The organism is Chitinophaga sp. GbtcB8, assembly GCF_019091455.1.
In the GTDB taxonomy this organism is placed as follows: Bacteria; Bacteroidota; Bacteroidia; order Chitinophagales; family Chitinophagaceae; genus Chitinophaga.
This window is the reverse complement of the sequence record NZ_JAGXJN010000006.1, coordinates 25,321-41,546: the sequence shown is the minus strand read 5'-3', so window position 1 is coordinate 41,546 and position 16,226 is coordinate 25,321. Positions and strand designations below refer to the sequence as shown.

Here is a 16,226-nt window from a genome sequence, read left to right as displayed (position 1 = left end):
GGAAAGTTCATAACAGATAAGTAAATACCCGTGGAGCAGCGTACCCGGTTGCGCTGGCCGCAAGCAGCAGGACGGCATAGTCCATACGTGGATTAATGATCACCTGCGGCGCCGGCATTTTTCTGGACCTTATAAGATTAACGGCCTGCCACAGGATAACAATTGTAAATTTGACAATTAATACCTGAAACGTCAAATTTTTTCACCATTATTTTTTTGATGGCTTTTTTAACCCGGCGGTCCCCCCCTTTTACGGGACTGTTACAATTTCAAATTTTATAACGCGTTAAGTTTCTTTAGCGCTTTTATTCCACCCTCATTACCAGGATTCAATTTCAGCGACCACCGGTACATAATAATGGCGTCCCGGCGGTTGCCGCTTTCCATAAGGGCTTCCCCATAGCTGTCATATACATTATAATCCGCCGGATCCAGGAAAGTATTCAGCTTAAAGGTTTCCAGGGACATTTGCTGATGGCCGTTAAAAGTGGCCTGGTACAGGAAATCGTAACCGAGAAAGTTCATAAATTTGAGGTAATAATAAATGTACCTATGTTATTCTTTTAGCAAAAGTGATGAACCGGTATCCGGATGTGATGTACTGAAGCTTTTATGGTTTTTGGCTGTCCTTCAGCTTTACCGGGCCGCTTGTTTTATTACGTAACTTCAGGTTAAGTATTTCTACAAAAATTGAAAAGGCCATGGCAAAATAAATATACCCTTTAGGTATATGCTGATCAAAACCTTCAGCTATCAGCGATACGCCTATCAGCAATAAAAAAGACAAGGCCAGCATTTTTACCGTGGGGTGGCGGTTTACAAAGTTGCTGATACCGGCTGAAGAAAACATCATTACTATTACCGATATAACCACCGCTGCGATCATCACAGCGATTTCATTGGCCATACCAACGGCGGTGATCACCGAGTCAAGGGAAAATACGATGTCGAGCAAAAGTATTTGTATGATCACCCCGGTAAATGAATGTTTTTTTACCGATACGGCGCTATGCTCATCCCCTTCCAGCTTCTCATGGATCTCCGTGGTGCTTTTATAAATAAGGAATAAACCGCCAGTTAGTAAGATCAGGTCGCGGCCGGAAATAGCCAGTTTCTCCAGCCAAAGGCTGCTGTTTATATTCAACCAGCTGCCGATGTTAAACAGCGGGTTTGTTAAGGTCATGATCCAGCTTAGGGAAAGCAGCAGTAGTATACGGGTTATCATGGCCAGCGCAAGGCCAAGCTGCCTGGCTTTTTTCTGCTGTGTACCCGGTAGCTTGCCGGCCAGTATAGAAATAAAGATAATATTATCAATGCCCAATACAATTTCAAGCAACGTGAGTGTTAATAAAGACACCCAGTTTTCCGGGTTGGTAAGAATCTCCATATAGGTAGAATTATGATGAAATTTAAATACGGGACCTGGCATCCGTTCCCTTAGTTATCAAATACACTGCCGGTTCTTCTCCCGGGCAGCAGAAGTCTGTTTAATTGCTACTGCTTAAACCAGGTAAACTGCTCAGCCCTGCCTCCATTTTGCACTCCCAGCCCGCAGTGCTTAATCATGGGATGGCGGATAATAGCGGTTTGTTATTGAATACAGCTGCAATATTTCATTCTTAATTTCAATCTGTTTTTCATATTGAAAACCCAGCTTTTTCAAGAGCCGTATGGAGCTGGTGTTGTGGGGAACGGTTGTAGCCAGCACCTGTGCATGGGCCGGATCCTGCAGGATGTTTAGCTTAACTTCAGCAGCTGCTTCATAGGCATAACCCAATCCCATATACTGTGGCAGGAATGCAAAACCCAAGTCGTAATACAGCAGGTAATCCCGTTTTATAAAGGATATAATGCCAACAGGAATGTTCCCGTCTATGAGCCTCACCACCCAATAGGTAAGGTTGGGAGTAAGTAATATTTTGTTTATATAATTTATAGCATCTTCTTTGGAATGAATATTCCTGTTCCCAATAAATTCAAGCCAGCCCTTTGAATTAAGCAGCTCAAATACAAAGTCGTGATCATTGATGGATAACGCGCCTATGGAAAGCCTGTTGGTAGTAATTGGAACCTGCATTTTTAGTGGATAGTTTTTAATTCCCTGCGCCATCTAAAGTATACAGCGCAGGGCATTGAGATAACAAAGTAGCCTGATCTTCTTTTGCTAAGATAATATTTACGGCTCAATTATCAACGTAAGCACCGGGCCCCATGGCGGCGCGCAGCCTGGAGCCTGGTGCGCAAAGATCAGAACGGGGAGCGGCGCATGCCGCCATCTACCACGGCCACGGTGCCGGTGATATACCCTGCCCGCGGCGATACCAGGAAAACGGCCATGTTAGCAATATCCTGCGGCTCGCCAAAATCGCCCAGCGCAATTTCGCGGCCGGCAAATTCCCTGCGTTCATTGCCCGGGAAAAAACGGCGGATATTGTCCGTATCTATAAGCCCCGGCTGCAGGCAGTTGATCCTGATGCCATGCTGCCCCAGCTGCATGGAAAGCTGTTTAGACCACACCACCACGCTTGCTTTGGCAACGGCAGAAGCATTCACCTCCCGTAACTCATACGTACTGGATATGTTCAGGATAACACCTTGCTTACGCGTTATAAAATGGGGCAAAAGCTGCTGCGTTAATTGCCGGTGACGGTCAAAGTCCAGCGTCATAGATGCGGCCCATTCATCTTCCGCTCCTATAATATCCAATGGACGGCTACGGCCGGCATTGTTAATAAGAATATCTACCTGTCCCAGGCCTGACAGCGCTGCGGCCGCGATCTTTTGCGGCGCGTCCGCTGCAACAAAATCCTGTACAAACGTTAGCGGCTCTACGCCGCCTGCTGCTGTTATTTCTTCCCTGAGGCTGTTCAGCAGGTCTTCTTTTCTTGCAGTGGCCAGCACTTTTACGCCTTCCATTGCCAACTCCTTTGCAATGGCCCGGCCCATTCCCTGGCTGGCGCCCGTTACCACCGCTGTTTTTCCTTTTAAATACAGATCCATGATCTTTCTCCTGATTTGGTTTTGAAAAATTTCTTTCCAAAAGTACCAGGTAGTGCCCTAATTTTGCGGTGGTACAATCAATTGTATGGTACCTACAAAATTGTAAGTAATGGCAGCCAGAAAGCAAAACTCCACTTATACGCGTAATGAAACCTCTCTTAGTGAATGTGATCTTAGCTATGCTATTAACAAGATCGGTGGAAGGTGGAAGCTACAGATACTCAGTATGCTGAACGACAACAAAACGCTGCGGTTCACTGAGCTTAAAAAAGAATTTTCCTTTATTACAGAACGCATGCTTAGCCTGCAATTGCGGGCATTAGAACAGGATGGCCTGGTTAAGCGCACCGTTTATGCTGAAGTTCCACCAAGGGTAGAATATGAGCTTACGGAAATGGCCCTGGAGCTATGGCCTATTTTAAACCAGCTGAGCAGCTGGGGCGGCAAACAACGAAAGAGGGCATCTCTTTGAGACGCCCTCTTTTGCTTAAAGATCAAAAATTATGATGCGTCTCTCAACGCTTTGATCCGGTCATGTGCGGCCTGGATTTTTTGAGCCTGCATGGATACTGTCTGCAGTGCTTCAGCTGGTAATTCATCTTCAGACAGCACATCTTTATAGGCTTTCTTTATAGCATCTTCACCCCTTTCTGCTTCAGCAAGTATGCTGGCCCGGTCACTGCCGCCAAATAATGACTTAACATCTATCCAGGCGCGGTGTAAGGTGCCGCTGGCGCTGGTACCGGTTTCAACATCATCTGAATAACGGGCTACTACTGCGGTTAATTCCTGGCTGAACTGACGGCTTTGTGCAGCATATTCCTGGAACAATGTTTTCAGGTCTATGTTTTCAGGTTTTATATCTGCAATTACCTTTTCAAAACCAGCTACGCGGTCGTTATTCAGCTCAATCAGGTCATTTAATACATCTACTGATTTTTCTGTTGTGTACATGATATTAATAGTTTAAGGTTAATAATAGTTTAGTGTAGTATTTCAACTAATATGCCACATTGAAACAGCGGACAGAGGCGTGAAACGGCCTCCTAGAGGAAAACGGAATAACGGGAGCTATCTCAGAATTTCCGGCGTATGGAATAGCGTACAATTAGTAGAATATTCTCAACACTCAACCCGGTTGCGCGTTTCCAATATGGGGTTATGGCGGCGCTGATGGGAGGTAGCGCGCCTGCAAAAAATAGATCGCGTAATGTAACCGCGAATATTTATTTTTATCTAAAAGAAAAGATCTATGAGCACTGAAAAGGCGATACTGGCCGGTGGCTGTTTCTGGGGCGTGGAAGAGCTGATCCGCAATCTTCCCGGCGTAACATCCACAGTGGTTGGTTACACGGGTGGAGATGTACCTAATGCTACTTACCGTAACCACGGCACACACGCGGAAGGAATTGAAATTATCTTTGACCCGGAAAAATTATCATACCGTACCTTACTTGAATTTTTCTTCCAGATCCACGACCCAACCACGCTTAACAGGCAGGGGAATGACAGGGGCACCTCTTACCGTTCCGCTATTTTTTATTTAAGCGAAGCGCAAAAAGAAACCGCCAATACATTAATTGCAGAAATGAATGCTTCCAAAAAGTGGCCCGGGGCCATTGTTACGGAAGTAGTGCCTGCCTCCGATTTCTGGAACGCAGAAGAAGAGCACCAGGACTACCTGCAAAAAAATCCGTATGGATATACCTGCCACTTTATAAGGCCTGACTGGAAACTGCAATAATATCCAAAAATGTAAAATGTAAAATTTCAAATCATAAATGTAAAGTGGAATGCCGCGAACCTTATCTGTCGCAGCATTCCACTTTACATTTTAAATTTTACATTTATTATTTTACATTCTTTTACTTCACAGCATTGGCTGCTGTTATAATAACTTTTGCTACTGCTTCAGGCTGCGACATAAAGACCACATGGCTGCCTTTCAATTCGGTTATTTTAGTGTTAGACCGTTGGTACATTTTGCGTTCTATTTCCGGTGCAATGCTTTTATCTTCCGTGGCTACTATCCCATAAGCGGGTTTGGTATGCCAGGCCGCCTGGGTAATGGGGGTTGCAAATCCTTTGACATAAAAAGCGCCCTGGGAGGCATACATAAAATCCGCTTCTGCTTTGGGAATATCTGCGCAGAAACCTGCATGAAATTTAGCCTTATCGTAGTATACAATTCCTTTATCATCCGGCGGCTGTATGCCATTCTCAGGAGCCGGGGGCGCGGTTTGAATCCATTGCAGCGCTGATTCGCCACTGTCCGGCTGAAAGGCTGCTACATATACCAATGCAGCTACGTTGGGATGGTTGCCGGCTTCCGTGATCACGGCGCCGCCCCATGAATGGCCTACCAGTATAGTGGGGCCATCCTGTTTATCAAGCACCACCTTTGTGGCGGCTGCATCATCTTCCAGGGAGCTTAAAGGATTTTGAACAACAGTTACGTGGTATCCTTTTTTTGTAAGTATTTCATAAAGCGCCTTCCACCCGGATCCATCTGCAAAAGCGCCATGTACCAATACTACATTTTTTACCTGTTGGGCGTTACTTTTTGCAGCAAAACCCATTATGCCTGATAAGGTGATCAGTGCGGCGCATAAGGCGCCCTTTAACCTATGTATTAAGTTTGCCATTGTGTCTGTAGGAGTTTAATTGTTTGAAATGGCCGGCTTAGTAAATACCATGCATGGGGATTACCGGCACTGCAAAGTAACGGCACCGGCCCGTACAAGGCAATGCAGAAAAGCAGGTAAGGTTTGGATTTTTAGCGGTGCCGCTTTCTGTAACCCTGTGGAGAGATCTTTTCAGATATAGTGAACAGCCGTGAGAAATAAGCATGATCGTCATATCCCAGCTCGCCGGCTATTTCTTTAATGGTAAGATCCGTATAATACAGCAGGCGCTTGGCTTCCATGATGATCATCTTCTGGATCCAGTAGCTTACCGTAAAACCGGTAAAGTCTTTAACGGCTTCATTTAGGTAAGGGGTAGAGATCTTTAAAACACCGGCATAGTCAGAAGGTCTTTTTTTAACCTTATAATGCTGGAATAACAGGGCTTTAAACTGCCGGGTGATGGTAGTGCTCCGGGATTCTTTTTGCCCTTTAGCCGTTTCCCCATTGGCATATTCCCGTGTGATGGTTCCTATTATAACATCCACCAGCCCGCGTTTTATGTGCTGCTGGCAGGCATCGGCCCCGCTGGCCCTCACCTCATCCGCCAGGAAGGTTAAACAGCCGCTGAGCCTCTTTTTCTTTTGTTCTGAAACGGCTGCCGGTTCATGCAGCAGGAAGTACTGATCCAGGATAGATTTATAGGTTTGCTGCACCAGGGAGGGCTCAACCGTTAGCATCCATACGCCGTCATCAGCCGCTGAAAAGTGATGGATCTGCCCTGGCAGAATGAAATATACCATACAACCTTTAAGCAGTACCTTCCGGAAGTCCAGCTCCAGGTTCAGCTTTCCTTTTTCCTGGAAAATAAAAATATAGTTCTCATCGCGGTGCGGGACCTGGGTAGCTGCTGTTTTAATGATCTGTGAAAAGCTGACAAGCTGCAATCCATGATGTTTGACCTCATCGGTTGCAATGGTGGGGATCATATATTTATCTTTGGGCATAAGGGGTAATTCAGCTCAAAATACTACTTCCATCCATCCTTAAAAATAAATCTGGCAGGAGATCACTGAGGTTATACATCCATTTGTAATTAAAAAAGGTGCACATTTGTTGCTATCACTGTGAGAAAGGATGCAAATGTTACAACCTAAGAATTTTAGCGGCTTCGTAAAAGTACGCGGAGCCCGGGAACATAACCTGAAGAATATAGACCTGGAAATACCGCGCGATGCCTTTGTTGTATTCACCGGCGTTTCCGGATCCGGCAAGACATCACTGGCATTTGGCACCCTGTATGCCGAAGCGCAGCGCAGGTACCTGGAATCTGTTTCGCCTTATGCAAGAAGGCTTTTTAACCAGATGTCGGTGCCCGAAGCAGATGCCATAGAAGGGCTGCCACCCGCCATTGCCTTACAACAGCAACGGGGCGCAACCAGCACCCGCTCATTTGTGGGCAGCGTAACTACCTTATCCAACCTGCTGCGGATGCTGTATTCCCGGGCGGGTGATTATCCCAAAGGCCAATCCATCATCTATGCAGAGGGTTTTTCACCCAACACACCGGAAGGCGCATGCCCGCATTGCCATGGTCTTGGACGTGTGTACGAGGTAACGGAAAAATCCATGGTGCCGGATGATAGCCTGACCATCCGGGAACGTGCTGTAGCGGCATGGCCTACTGCCTGGCAGGGGCAGAACCTGCGGGAGATCCTCATGACGCTGGGTTATGATGTAGACACCCCCTGGAAAGACCTGCCTAAAAAACAGCGGGACTGGATCCTTTTCACGGAAGAGCAACCCGTGGTGCCGGTATATTCAGCCTTTACAGCTGCAGAAGTACGGGATGCCCTGAAAAGAAAACTGGAGCCCAGCTATATGGGCACCTTCACCAGCGCCCAACGTTATGTGATGCAAACCTTTGCCAACTCGCAAAGCCAGCTGATGAAAAAACGGGTATCCCAGTTTATGCTAAGTGCGGAATGCCCGGTATGCCATGGCAAACGTTTACGCCCGGCCTCCCTTTCCGTAAAATTTGCAAAGCTGGATATTGCAGAAATGTCCGGCATACCGCTGCTGCGCTTAAAACACATCTTTGAGCCCTATGCAGCAGGCGCCCCTGCTGCCGGCCATAAAAATGCAGGGCACCCGGAAAAGAACCTGGTTACGCAACGGATAGCGGAGGATATGGTTAAAAGGCTGGATGTGCTGATAGACCTTGGCCTGGGCTACCTGACCCTGGAAAGAAGCACCCCCACCCTTTCACCTGGTGAATTACAAAGATTAAGGCTGGCAACGCAGATCCATTCCCACCTGTTTGGTGTGGTGTATGTGCTGGATGAGCCTTCAGCCGGTCTTCACCCCGCTGATACACAAGCCCTGCTACGGGCGCTGGACGGCCTTAAAGCAGCCGGTAACTCCCTTTTTGTAGTAGAGCATGAGGTGGATGTGATCCGGCATGCCGACTGGATTGTTGACGTAGGACCTGCTGCCGGTGAAAAGGGCGGTGAAATATTATATAGCGGCCCGCCGGAGGGATTAAATCATGTGCCCGCGTCTGTTACCAAACGCTATCTGAATGAACAGCAGCACAAAACCCGTACAGCAAGGGCGCCCAAAGGCTGGCTGCGGCTGGAAGGTATTACGCGTAATAACCTGCATAATTTCAGCGCGGCCTTTCCATTAGGCGTTTTTACCAGCGTTACCGGCGTATCCGGATCAGGGAAAAGCACCCTGGTAAGCCAGGTGCTGGTAGAGCTGGTGGCTACCCACCTTGGGCAAACAGTACCGGCAGCCTATGAAGAAACAGAAATGCCGGAACAGCAGGTTTTACCGCTGGAAGGCCGTATTACAGCGGGTATGGATGCTGTTAAACGTTTGATAGTGGTGGATCAAAAACCCATAGGCCGTACACCCAGGTCCAACCTGGCCACCTATACCGGCTTATTTGATCCCATCAGGAAGCTGTTTGCAGCTACCAAAATTGCCAAAGCCCGGCATTATGATGCAGGCCGCTTTTCCTTTAATGTTGCAAAAGGGCGTTGCAGCCACTGTGAGGGGGAAGGTTTTGTGATGGTAGAGCTGTTATTTTTACCCAGTGTGTATGCCCCCTGCCCCACCTGCCAGGGTACCCGTTATAATAACAAAACGCTTGAAATTAAGTACAACGATAAAAACATTGCAGAAGTGCTGGAAATGACGGTGGATGATGCTTTCCTTTTTTTCATAAACGAACCGCAAATAAAAAGACCGCTGGAAACCGTGCAGCAGGTGGGCCTGGGCTACCTGCGGCTGGGACACCCTGCAACAGAACTTTCCGGTGGCGAGGCGCAACGTATTAAGCTGGCCACGGAATTGCAGAGAACACAGCACGGCAACTCACTGTATATACTGGATGAGCCCACCACCGGCCTGCACCCATCTGACGTTGAAAAACTAATGGACCAGCTTAATTTGCTGGTAGACCAGGGCAATACGGTTATTACGGTTGAACATGATATGCATGTAATTGCCAACAGCGACTGGATTGTGGATATTGGTCCCGGTGCGGGCGATGAAGGCGGTAAAGTGGTGGCTGCAGGCCCTGTAGCTGGCATTGCGGAAAATAAGCACAGCCGTACGGCACCTTTCCTGGCAAAATATCTGAATAACGGAAGCGGTAAATAGTCAGACTAAGACAGCTGCTTTAAGCAGCATTGGTATGTTTTTCCAGCTTTTGCCGGATGCCGCTCACCAGCATGGCAAAACTTTCCGGTTTGATCAGGTAATCATCTGCTCCTAATTGCATGCATTGCTGGATAAAGGTTAACATGGCAGAGGTGGAGAATACAATAATGGGTACATCGGTTAAATTCCTTCTTTGCCGGAGCTCAGCCAGCAATTCCATACCATTCATCCGGGGCATATTCAGGTCCATGAAAATAATGTCCGGGTTACTGAATTTCCGGTCGTTCATTAACTCCAGCGCATGCTCACCGTCATATGCAGACAGGAGCTGCACCGTGCTGGTCACTTCTTCCAGCGCATCTTTAAATACGCGCCGGTCCTCAGCGTCATCATCTACCAAAAAAATCGTAACACCCTTGCTCATATGACTTGTAAAATATTTTGTCTGTAATTAGTTTTCGCCTGTTCTGTCTTCCCGGCTGTTATCTACCACAAAAATGTATCCGTTATTTTAAGTACTTATCCATTACCGTTCTTATTTCAACGATCAATGTTTCAAATTTATTGGGCTTCACCAAATAATCATTGGCTCCCAATTGCATGCATTCGATGATAGCGGATCTTTCTGAGGAGGTGGAATACAGGATGATGGGTATCAAATCAAAACTTTCCATTCTGCGTAACTCAACTAATAGCTCAGCTCCGTTCATGCGGGGCATATTCAGATCCAGGAAAACAATATCCGGATCAACATTTCCACCATTTATCATTTCCAGCGCATGTTCTCCGTTAAAAGCGGAGAGCAGGAAAGCAGAGTTATCAATTGTCTGGAGAGCGGATTTAAAAAAATCCTGATCATCCGTATCATCATCTACCAGGAACACCGTTCTATTCTTACTCATGGTATTGGATATGTTCAGTAAAAATAGCAATATTTTTAATAATAAGATAAGTATCAGACCCGGGGAAGCCTTAAAAGCGCCTTAAAAAAATCAAGGGCCGCCCTGTAAAGAGCAGCCCTTTTTGTCAACCTTGACACTGCCTTTCAGCAGGGCCTTCATCCGTGTTGGTTTTCGATCGGATAGTCAATTATCAACCTAAAAGAAGTTAGAGGAATGGCTGCAGCCAGCGCTTTATTTCCTGCCAGGCTTCGGGCGCAAAATCGCCTTTCAGCTGTGGGATCTCTTCATTGGTGCAGGTATTACAGTGCAGGAACAGGTGGTTCAGCCCTGGTATTACCTTTACCGTTACCTGGTTATTACCGCTTTGCTGCAGGGTATTTTTAATCATGTCCAGGTTTGTTTGGCTAACAATTGCTAAAATTTAGCCGGAAAATGAGGGTAATGTACTATTTGCCAGGGCCAGCGGATCGTTAACTTTATGCTTAGATAATAAAAATTAGTCAGCACTATGATCACCCTGCAACGCAGTAACTCTGACCACGGAAATTTCCAGGCGCTTGTAACCCTGCTGGACCTGGAATTAAAGGAACGCGACGGAGAGGAACATGTGTTCCTGGCGCAATTGAATAAAACAGATCACCTGGAATATGTGATAGTTGCTTATGATCAAGATATACCTGTAGCCTGCGGCGCTTTAAGAGCCTACGCGCCGGGGGTGATGGAAGTAAAGCGTATGTATGTTGTATTAAATAAACGCGGGCAGGGCATTGCCTCCGTGGTGCTGCATGCATTGGAAACCTGGTGTAAAGAGCTTAACATCACAACCTGCGTACTGGAAACCGGTAAGAATCAGCCGGAGGCCATTGCGCTTTATAAAAAGAATGGGTATAAACAGGTGCCGAATTTTGGGCCGTATGTGGATGTTGAGAATAGTGTATGTTTTGAGAAGGAACTGGGGTAAATGTAAAAGTGGAATGCAGTCCCTTATTCGCTGCATTCCACTTTTACATTTTACATTTAAGATTTTACATTCTTTTAATTAAGCGCCACTTTCTTTTCCCCGTTATTCACTGCCAGTATAAATTTAACCAGCCCTTTCATGTAAACCGCCTGATCATCATACATACACAAATGACTGCCGTTGGGACAATATAAATAACTACCGTTCTGCACCTGGCCGGCTATCCACTTCATATGTTCCGGATCCATGGTATCATATTTTGCACCAATGCTTAAGGTAGGTACCTTGATCTGCGGTAATTTTCCTTTAACATCCCAGTTGGTCAGCTTACCGGATAAGCCAAATTCGCTGGGACCCTGCATAGTCCTGTAAAACGATTCATTTATTTTGCCCATGGCGCGTAAAACCGGGTCCGGAAATTCCGGTAACCTGCAAATATGCTTTGCATAAAAATTAGGCATCAGCAGCTCCATGTATTTGGGATTGTCAAAATCATTTTTTGCTTCAATGGCGCGGATGCTATCCAGGATCTTAGGATCCATCTGTTTGGCCAGTACATTATCTGCATAGTCGTTATAATCCTTTGCGCTGGCCATCATATCAGAAATGATCAGGGCTTTCAGGTTATCCTGGTATTTGAGCGCATATTCCATGGCCACTACCCCACCCCAGGAATGACCCCAGATGTAAAAATTTTCATTCGTAAGGTTGAGCGCTTTGCGCACCTGCTCTATTTCCTCCACGCTGCGGTTCAGATCATACAAGGCAGTATCCTTAGGATTATCGGAATTGCCGCATCCCAGCTGGTCGTAATAAATGTATTCTATTTCTTCTTGCGGAAAAAAGCTGTCAAATGCTTCCGCATATTCATGGGTAGCGCCGGGGCCACCTGTTATAAGCAATACCTTTATTTTGGGATTGTTGCCGGTACGCTTGGTCCAGATGTTAAATGTTCCTTTTGAGGTGCTGATGGGGATGATCTTTACACCACCGGTTTGCACGCCGCTATCCACGGGTGTAAAATAAGCAGTATGATCCCCGCCTGTGGCCGGGGTTTCATTGCAGGCCGCCAATACCAGCATGGCTTGCAAAAGCAGGGTAATGTTGTAACTCTTTAGCATAATAAACGATTGATAGAATTGGTTTACGAAATTAGTACTAATTGCGCCACCATACGTTGCTGCTACACATAAAAACGTTCCCTGCATCAAATTTAATACAAGTATATCAGATAGCCGGCCCCCACTTAACACCATATAAAAGTAATATTGACTGAAAAAAGAGAAATGCCGCGAAATCAGGCAGGCCTGTGTTCGCGGCATCTTTATCCCGTTCATAAAGTCTTTTAAATGATCTCTATGAACCTCCTTCGCCGGTTTGAAATTTCACGTCTATGATCTTACATTCTTTTTTACGATCGTTTTGCCAATCCGTCAATTACTTTCAGCATTTCACTAAATTCATTCGGATCATATAAGCGGGTAAGAAAAACTATTTTACCGCTGGGGTCTATCACTACATTACGGGTAACTCCGCTCTTTTTTTCTGCAAAGCGGCCAAAGATATCAGCACCCGGATCCAGGGCCAGCGGATAAGTGATCTTCATATCCTGATGGAACTGCTGCACTTTTTCCAGCGGCTCATCGCGGTCAACACCGATCAGGACCACATTCTTATCCTGGTAGGCTTTCCATACGTCATTTTCCAGGTGAGGCATTTCCTTCCGGCATACACTGCACCAGCTGGCGGTGAACTGTAATACCACTATTTTTCCCCGGAGCTGTTTCAGAGAGGTTTTACTACCATCCTGCAGCAGCAGCTCAAAATCGTCCGGGGCCTGCTCCCCTACGTTAACCAGGTAACCACGGTTGATGGAATTAGCATCAGCGGTCTGTTTGCCCTGTTCATGATTAGCTGACTGCGCTTTTAAACGATTACCCCCAAGAGCGGATATGGCCACTACCAACAGGGTTTGCAGGATATTCCTAAATGCTTTTTTCATACTTAATAATAAGGAGGGTTGGTTTGATACACAAATATATCAATTATCTGCAAATAACCTACTTATTCTATAGACTAATAAACTAGGGATATTCCAGGCAGGACTATTAGGGTAATAGCTCATAAAAATAAAACGGAGAAATGGCTTAGGTCACTATTCTATTAAATAGTATTTCACTATCTATTTAATTAGATAGTTGCTCACTATTCACAGGCTACTACCTGCCTAAGAAAGTGCTTTTAACATTACCAACTGAAAAGTACGTGTACATCATTGTCCTGAGCTCAGGGCTCAATTACCGGCCCGGTGCTTGAAATCCTTTTTGGTATGTTTAGTGTATTGGTATTTTTGCTGCTAACAGGTTAAAAACCAGGTGGAAAATGCACTGAGGGTAAGTGGTATTAAAAAAAAATACGGCCCTGTGAACAAAGCCGTTTGCCTTTATAAATTCCACGTTATGAAAAACTGACGTAAAGATAAGGGTTTTTGCTAAAACGTTTTAGTTAATTTTCATTTTTCTGAAAAAAAATAACAATTCCAAGGGATAAATCAGGATCTGCCGGGCATTTTACGCAGTGCTTTTGAACATATCTTCCTGTCAATCATACACTTAATTTACCCGAGGCACGATGTTTGGCTGAATGCCCCCTTAGCGGCCAGGTCCCATGCCGCGCTCATTATCCTACAGATCGTCCAATACTTTCATCTCAAAAAAAGAGGGGATCTCAAAAGTGCACTTTGAGATACTCCCTTCCCTTCTAACTATTATTCTTTAATAATCTTTTGGACAGCCTGCCGCCCGGCATTCGTTACCCGCAGCATATACAATCCTGCCGGCAGCGGTGAAAGCTGCAGCGTGTGGCTGGCGCCATTCAGCTGCCGGGTAATAACCGCTTTCCCTTCACTGTTCATCAGCTCCAGCCGGCTGCCCTGCTGCCAGGAAGCAGTGAGCTGCACGGTTACCTGGTTATGAACCGGGTTGGGAAAAACTTTGATGCCCTGGCTGGTAAAATGATTGCTGACAGTATTACTGCTAACCTGTTTGGCCGTTTGCAGGGCCGCAGCAGCAGTACCATAGATCTCAAACTCATACAAAGAGAAACCATAAGTGGTAGCCCGGTTAATACAATAAACTTTTACATAGCGTGCTACGCCGCTCAGCCCTGTCTGGTCATCTGCTGCCGCTGATGATTTACCCCAGAATTCCCGTACAGTCGTCCACGTGATATTGTCTGTGGAGAACTGGATCTGGTAATCACGGGCATAAGCTGCCTCCCAGGCCAGGCGTACACGGTTCACGTTATAATTAGCACCCAGGTCCACTACAATAGATTGGTTATTGGCGTAGCTGCTGGACCAGCGGGTATTGCCATTTGCATCTACTGCGTAAACACCTGCAAGATCTGCACTTTCACTGGAGGTGGTGAATACAGGCCGGTTGTAAGCCAGGTTAGACGAAGACTTTTCAACTTTTACGGATGAGGCAAGATCATTAAAATTTTCATTAGCCAGGCAATCGTCATTTCCGGTAAGGGTTACAGCGGTGCCGGTAAAGTTATTATCCGCATATAAGGTGAGCTTATAGCCGCTCTGCACCTGCACAGAGGATACATCATCATTTAAAGCGCCCAGCGCCTGCAGCTGTGCCAGGGTATAATTGCCAATGGGCAGGGAAACCGCCTTGCCGCTATAAGCACAATCAGAGAACAGGATGGCTGCAGCTGTTGAATCAGCAATTGTTGTTTCCAGGTCACCATAAAAGGTATTAAAACTGTTAGCCTGTAATGTAACAGTAAGATCCGTTCCGGCAGCCGGATAGGCGCCAATGGTTTTATAACGGTCGCCTGCCTCACTGGTGCGGATCAGCGTTAAAGGCTTGTTGGCAGGCACACCATGAAAAGTTACGGTGTGTGCGGAAGCTGCCTGGTTCACTACCTGGATCACGAATTTTTTATTAGCCGTGTGTTTGTACGCAACCGTCATTACATCAGCATTGGGCTGGCTGGTTTCTACTACCTGGCCGCCAGGTTCAAAGTGATTCATGTAGGCAGTGTGCACATTGTTGGAAGGCCATTCCGGGTGCCAGAACCAACCGGCTGAGGTAGACATACGGGCTACGTAATAATTCCGGTAATACATAACCGCCATTTCTTCCACCCCCTGCCAGGTTAAACGATCGCCATTTTCCCAATAGTAAGCGTCGTAATCTGTTTCCGTACCCCATAAATTACGGTCCAGGGTTTGCTGCCAGGCCCCCCAGCCTTCCCAATAAGAGATGGGCTCACGGCCGGTAGTGCTGCCGCCCCTGTAAGTGTGCCAGCTGGGATTCCCGGCTACGCTCAGATTTCTTACTGCATTGTAAATGTCTTTGCTGTATTGGATATCCCATAACAGCACGCTGCCAATGTTCATCTTTGTCTGGATACCATTGGCGGTAAAAAGCGCCTGGCATTTCTGGATCAGGGTAATGTATTCCTGTGCAGTAAGGGCAATATTTACACCGGATGTTTTGGTTTCATTTACATCCACGTAATCTACCTTCAGACCATAATTGTTTTTCCCGTAAACAAGATAGGCTGTAATGAAATTTGCAAAATCATCAAAGTTGTTGATCTTACGGTTAGATCCTGCAGATGGATTGCTGACCATCCAGTTGGGTACATCCCAGATACCCAGGATGGTTTTAATCCCTCTGTCCTGCATTGTTTTCAGCCTTTTAAAACTGTTCACCACACGTTCATCTGTGTAATTAAAGCTGCCTTTGGAGGGTTCAAAAGTTTTGTTCGGGAACATGTCGCGGAATAAGCTCATATGGTTATCCAGCATTTGCTGAATAGCGGTGCTGATAATGTAGTAGTTGCCGTTCTGCCGGTCGCCTTCATGACAGAACCCTGCGCCATCAACCGTTTGACGTGGTTTGTTGAGGTCAATGTAAATGTCCTGCGCAATCAGGCGCCCGCTCAGGACAAACATCAGCATGAGGAAAATACAGTACCTGATCATAGGTGTTTTCATATAGATATTATTTAGGTAAGAGAATACATCCGCTTAGCGGATAAGGGTTATTG

General features: G+C 46.2%; 17 protein-coding genes. 4 read left to right on the top strand and 13 right to left on the bottom strand.

What is annotated here, in order from left to right:
• Nucleotides 1–276: 276 nt before the first annotated feature.
• From KVT36_RS08640 to KVT36_RS08625, 4 genes are all read right to left on the bottom strand, one after another.
• Nucleotides 277–525 carry a tetratricopeptide repeat protein gene (locus KVT36_RS08640; protein WP_217603093.1) on the bottom strand — a complete coding sequence of 83 codons (249 nt, stop codon included), beginning with the start codon at nt 523–525 and terminating at the stop codon, nt 277–279.
• Between the two features lie 85 nt (nt 526–610).
• Nucleotides 611–1,387 carry a TerC family protein gene (locus KVT36_RS08635; RefSeq protein ID WP_217603092.1) on the bottom strand — a complete coding sequence of 259 codons (777 nt, stop codon included), beginning with the start codon at nt 1,385–1,387 and terminating at the stop codon, nt 611–613.
• A gap of 171 nt (nt 1,388–1,558) precedes the next feature.
• Nucleotides 1,559–2,077 (bottom strand): GNAT family N-acetyltransferase, encoded by a 519-nt coding sequence (locus KVT36_RS08630; protein ID WP_217603091.1) that lies wholly within the window; start codon nt 2,075–2,077, stop codon nt 1,559–1,561.
• 170 nt (nt 2,078–2,247) lie between these two features.
• The gene (locus KVT36_RS08625) at nt 2,248–3,000 is read right to left on the bottom strand and encodes an SDR family NAD(P)-dependent oxidoreductase (protein ID WP_217603090.1); all 753 of its coding nucleotides are present in this window, start codon (nt 2,998–3,000) and stop codon (nt 2,248–2,250) included.
• A gap of 109 nt (nt 3,001–3,109) precedes the next feature.
• Between KVT36_RS08625 and KVT36_RS08620 the strand changes: the two genes are divergently transcribed.
• Nucleotides 3,110–3,472 carry a helix-turn-helix domain-containing protein gene (locus tag KVT36_RS08620; protein ID WP_217603089.1) on the top strand — a complete coding sequence of 121 codons (363 nt, stop codon included), beginning with the start codon at nt 3,110–3,112 and terminating at the stop codon, nt 3,470–3,472.
• Nucleotides 3,473–3,501: 29 nt separating this feature from the next.
• Here the strand turns inward: KVT36_RS08620 and KVT36_RS08615 are convergent, their stop codons facing one another.
• The gene (locus KVT36_RS08615) at nt 3,502–3,954 is read right to left on the bottom strand and encodes a PA2169 family four-helix-bundle protein (protein ID WP_217603088.1); all 453 of its coding nucleotides are present in this window, start codon (nt 3,952–3,954) and stop codon (nt 3,502–3,504) included.
• 298 nt (nt 3,955–4,252) lie between these two features.
• On the opposite strand from KVT36_RS08615, the gene msrA reads away from it, so the two are divergent.
• A complete protein-coding gene (gene msrA, locus KVT36_RS08610) occupies nt 4,253–4,744 on the top strand; it encodes a peptide-methionine (S)-S-oxide reductase MsrA (RefSeq protein ID WP_217603087.1) in 492 nt (163 codons plus the stop codon).
• A 121-nt stretch (nt 4,745–4,865) separates the two neighbouring features.
• Here the strand turns inward: msrA and KVT36_RS08605 are convergent, their stop codons facing one another.
• On the bottom strand, nt 4,866–5,645 hold the full coding sequence (locus tag KVT36_RS08605) for an alpha/beta hydrolase (RefSeq protein WP_217603086.1): 780 nt from the start codon (nt 5,643–5,645) through the stop codon (nt 4,866–4,868).
• Nucleotides 5,646–5,776: 131 nt separating this feature from the next.
• Nucleotides 5,777–6,631: a helix-turn-helix transcriptional regulator gene (locus KVT36_RS08600; protein WP_217603085.1), complete on the bottom strand. Its 855-nt coding sequence runs from the start codon at nt 6,629–6,631 to the stop codon at nt 5,777–5,779.
• Nucleotides 6,632–6,767: 136 nt separating this feature from the next.
• Between KVT36_RS08600 and uvrA the strand changes: the two genes are divergently transcribed.
• Nucleotides 6,768–9,293 (top strand): excinuclease ABC subunit UvrA, encoded by a 2,526-nt coding sequence (gene uvrA / locus KVT36_RS08595; protein ID WP_254639912.1) that lies wholly within the window; start codon nt 6,768–6,770, stop codon nt 9,291–9,293.
• 19 nt (nt 9,294–9,312) lie between these two features.
• On the opposite strand, the gene KVT36_RS08590 is transcribed toward uvrA, so the two are convergent.
• The 3 genes from KVT36_RS08590 to KVT36_RS08580 form a co-directional block, all read right to left on the bottom strand.
• Nucleotides 9,313–9,717, bottom strand: coding sequence for a response regulator (locus tag KVT36_RS08590; protein WP_217603083.1), 405 nt, complete (start codon nt 9,715–9,717; stop codon nt 9,313–9,315).
• Nucleotides 9,718–9,799: 82 nt separating this feature from the next.
• Nucleotides 9,800–10,195 carry a response regulator gene (locus tag KVT36_RS08585; RefSeq protein ID WP_217603082.1) on the bottom strand — a complete coding sequence of 132 codons (396 nt, stop codon included), beginning with the start codon at nt 10,193–10,195 and terminating at the stop codon, nt 9,800–9,802.
• Between the two features lie 205 nt (nt 10,196–10,400).
• Nucleotides 10,401–10,583: a hypothetical protein gene (locus tag KVT36_RS08580; RefSeq protein WP_217603081.1), complete on the bottom strand. Its 183-nt coding sequence runs from the start codon at nt 10,581–10,583 to the stop codon at nt 10,401–10,403.
• Nucleotides 10,584–10,703: 120 nt separating this feature from the next.
• On the opposite strand from KVT36_RS08580, the gene KVT36_RS08575 reads away from it, so the two are divergent.
• Complete coding sequence (locus KVT36_RS08575; RefSeq protein ID WP_217603080.1) at nt 10,704–11,156, top strand: GNAT family N-acetyltransferase; 453 nt, start codon at nt 10,704–10,706, stop codon at nt 11,154–11,156.
• 74 nt (nt 11,157–11,230) lie between these two features.
• Here KVT36_RS08575 and KVT36_RS08570 read toward each other — a convergent pair whose 3' ends face one another.
• The 3 genes from KVT36_RS08570 to KVT36_RS08560 all read right to left on the bottom strand — a co-directional run bounded on the left by KVT36_RS08570 (nt 11,231) and on the right by KVT36_RS08560 (nt 16,173).
• A complete protein-coding gene (locus KVT36_RS08570) occupies nt 11,231–12,277 on the bottom strand; it encodes a proline iminopeptidase-family hydrolase (protein ID WP_217603079.1) in 1,047 nt (348 codons plus the stop codon).
• A gap of 290 nt (nt 12,278–12,567) precedes the next feature.
• Nucleotides 12,568–13,158, bottom strand: a complete 591-nt coding sequence (locus KVT36_RS08565) for a peroxiredoxin (protein ID WP_217603078.1) — start codon at nt 13,156–13,158, stop codon at nt 12,568–12,570.
• Between the two features lie 765 nt (nt 13,159–13,923).
• A complete protein-coding gene (locus KVT36_RS08560) occupies nt 13,924–16,173 on the bottom strand; it encodes a discoidin domain-containing protein (protein ID WP_217603077.1) in 2,250 nt (749 codons plus the stop codon).
• Nucleotides 16,174–16,226 lie beyond the last annotated feature (53 nt).

Coding starts and splice junctions, on each gene's coding strand:
- KVT36_RS08625 (WP_217603090.1), bottom strand. CDS start 3,000: ATGGATCTGTATTTAAAAGGAAAAACAGCGGTGGTAACGGGCGCCAGC.
- KVT36_RS08580 (WP_217603081.1), bottom strand. CDS start 10,583: ATGATTAAAAATACCCTGCAGCAAAGCGGTAATAACCAGGTAACGGTA.
- KVT36_RS08560 (WP_217603077.1), bottom strand. CDS start 16,173: ATGAAAACACCTATGATCAGGTACTGTATTTTCCTCATGCTGATGTTT.
- KVT36_RS08630 (WP_217603091.1), bottom strand. CDS start 2,077: ATGCAGGTTCCAATTACTACCAACAGGCTTTCCATAGGCGCGTTATCC.
- KVT36_RS08570 (WP_217603079.1), bottom strand. CDS start 12,277: ATGCTAAAGAGTTACAACATTACCCTGCTTTTGCAAGCCATGCTGGTA.
- KVT36_RS08640 (WP_217603093.1), bottom strand. CDS start 525: ATGAACTTTCTCGGTTACGATTTCCTGTACCAGGCCACTTTTAACGGC.
- KVT36_RS08615 (WP_217603088.1), bottom strand. CDS start 3,954: ATGTACACAACAGAAAAATCAGTAGATGTATTAAATGACCTGATTGAG.
- KVT36_RS08565 (WP_217603078.1), bottom strand. CDS start 13,158: ATGAAAAAAGCATTTAGGAATATCCTGCAAACCCTGTTGGTAGTGGCC.
- KVT36_RS08620 (WP_217603089.1), top strand. CDS start 3,110: ATGGCAGCCAGAAAGCAAAACTCCACTTATACGCGTAATGAAACCTCT.
- KVT36_RS08635 (WP_217603092.1), bottom strand. CDS start 1,387: ATGGAGATTCTTACCAACCCGGAAAACTGGGTGTCTTTATTAACACTC.
- KVT36_RS08590 (WP_217603083.1), bottom strand. CDS start 9,717: ATGAGCAAGGGTGTTACGATTTTTTTGGTAGATGATGACGCTGAGGAC.
- KVT36_RS08585 (WP_217603082.1), bottom strand. CDS start 10,195: ATGAGTAAGAATAGAACGGTGTTCCTGGTAGATGATGATACGGATGAT.
- KVT36_RS08600 (WP_217603085.1), bottom strand. CDS start 6,631: ATGCCCAAAGATAAATATATGATCCCCACCATTGCAACCGATGAGGTC.
- msrA (WP_217603087.1), top strand. CDS start 4,253: ATGAGCACTGAAAAGGCGATACTGGCCGGTGGCTGTTTCTGGGGCGTG.
- KVT36_RS08575 (WP_217603080.1), top strand. CDS start 10,704: ATGATCACCCTGCAACGCAGTAACTCTGACCACGGAAATTTCCAGGCG.
- KVT36_RS08605 (WP_217603086.1), bottom strand. CDS start 5,645: ATGGCAAACTTAATACATAGGTTAAAGGGCGCCTTATGCGCCGCACTG.
- uvrA (WP_254639912.1), top strand. CDS start 6,768: ATGTTACAACCTAAGAATTTTAGCGGCTTCGTAAAAGTACGCGGAGCC.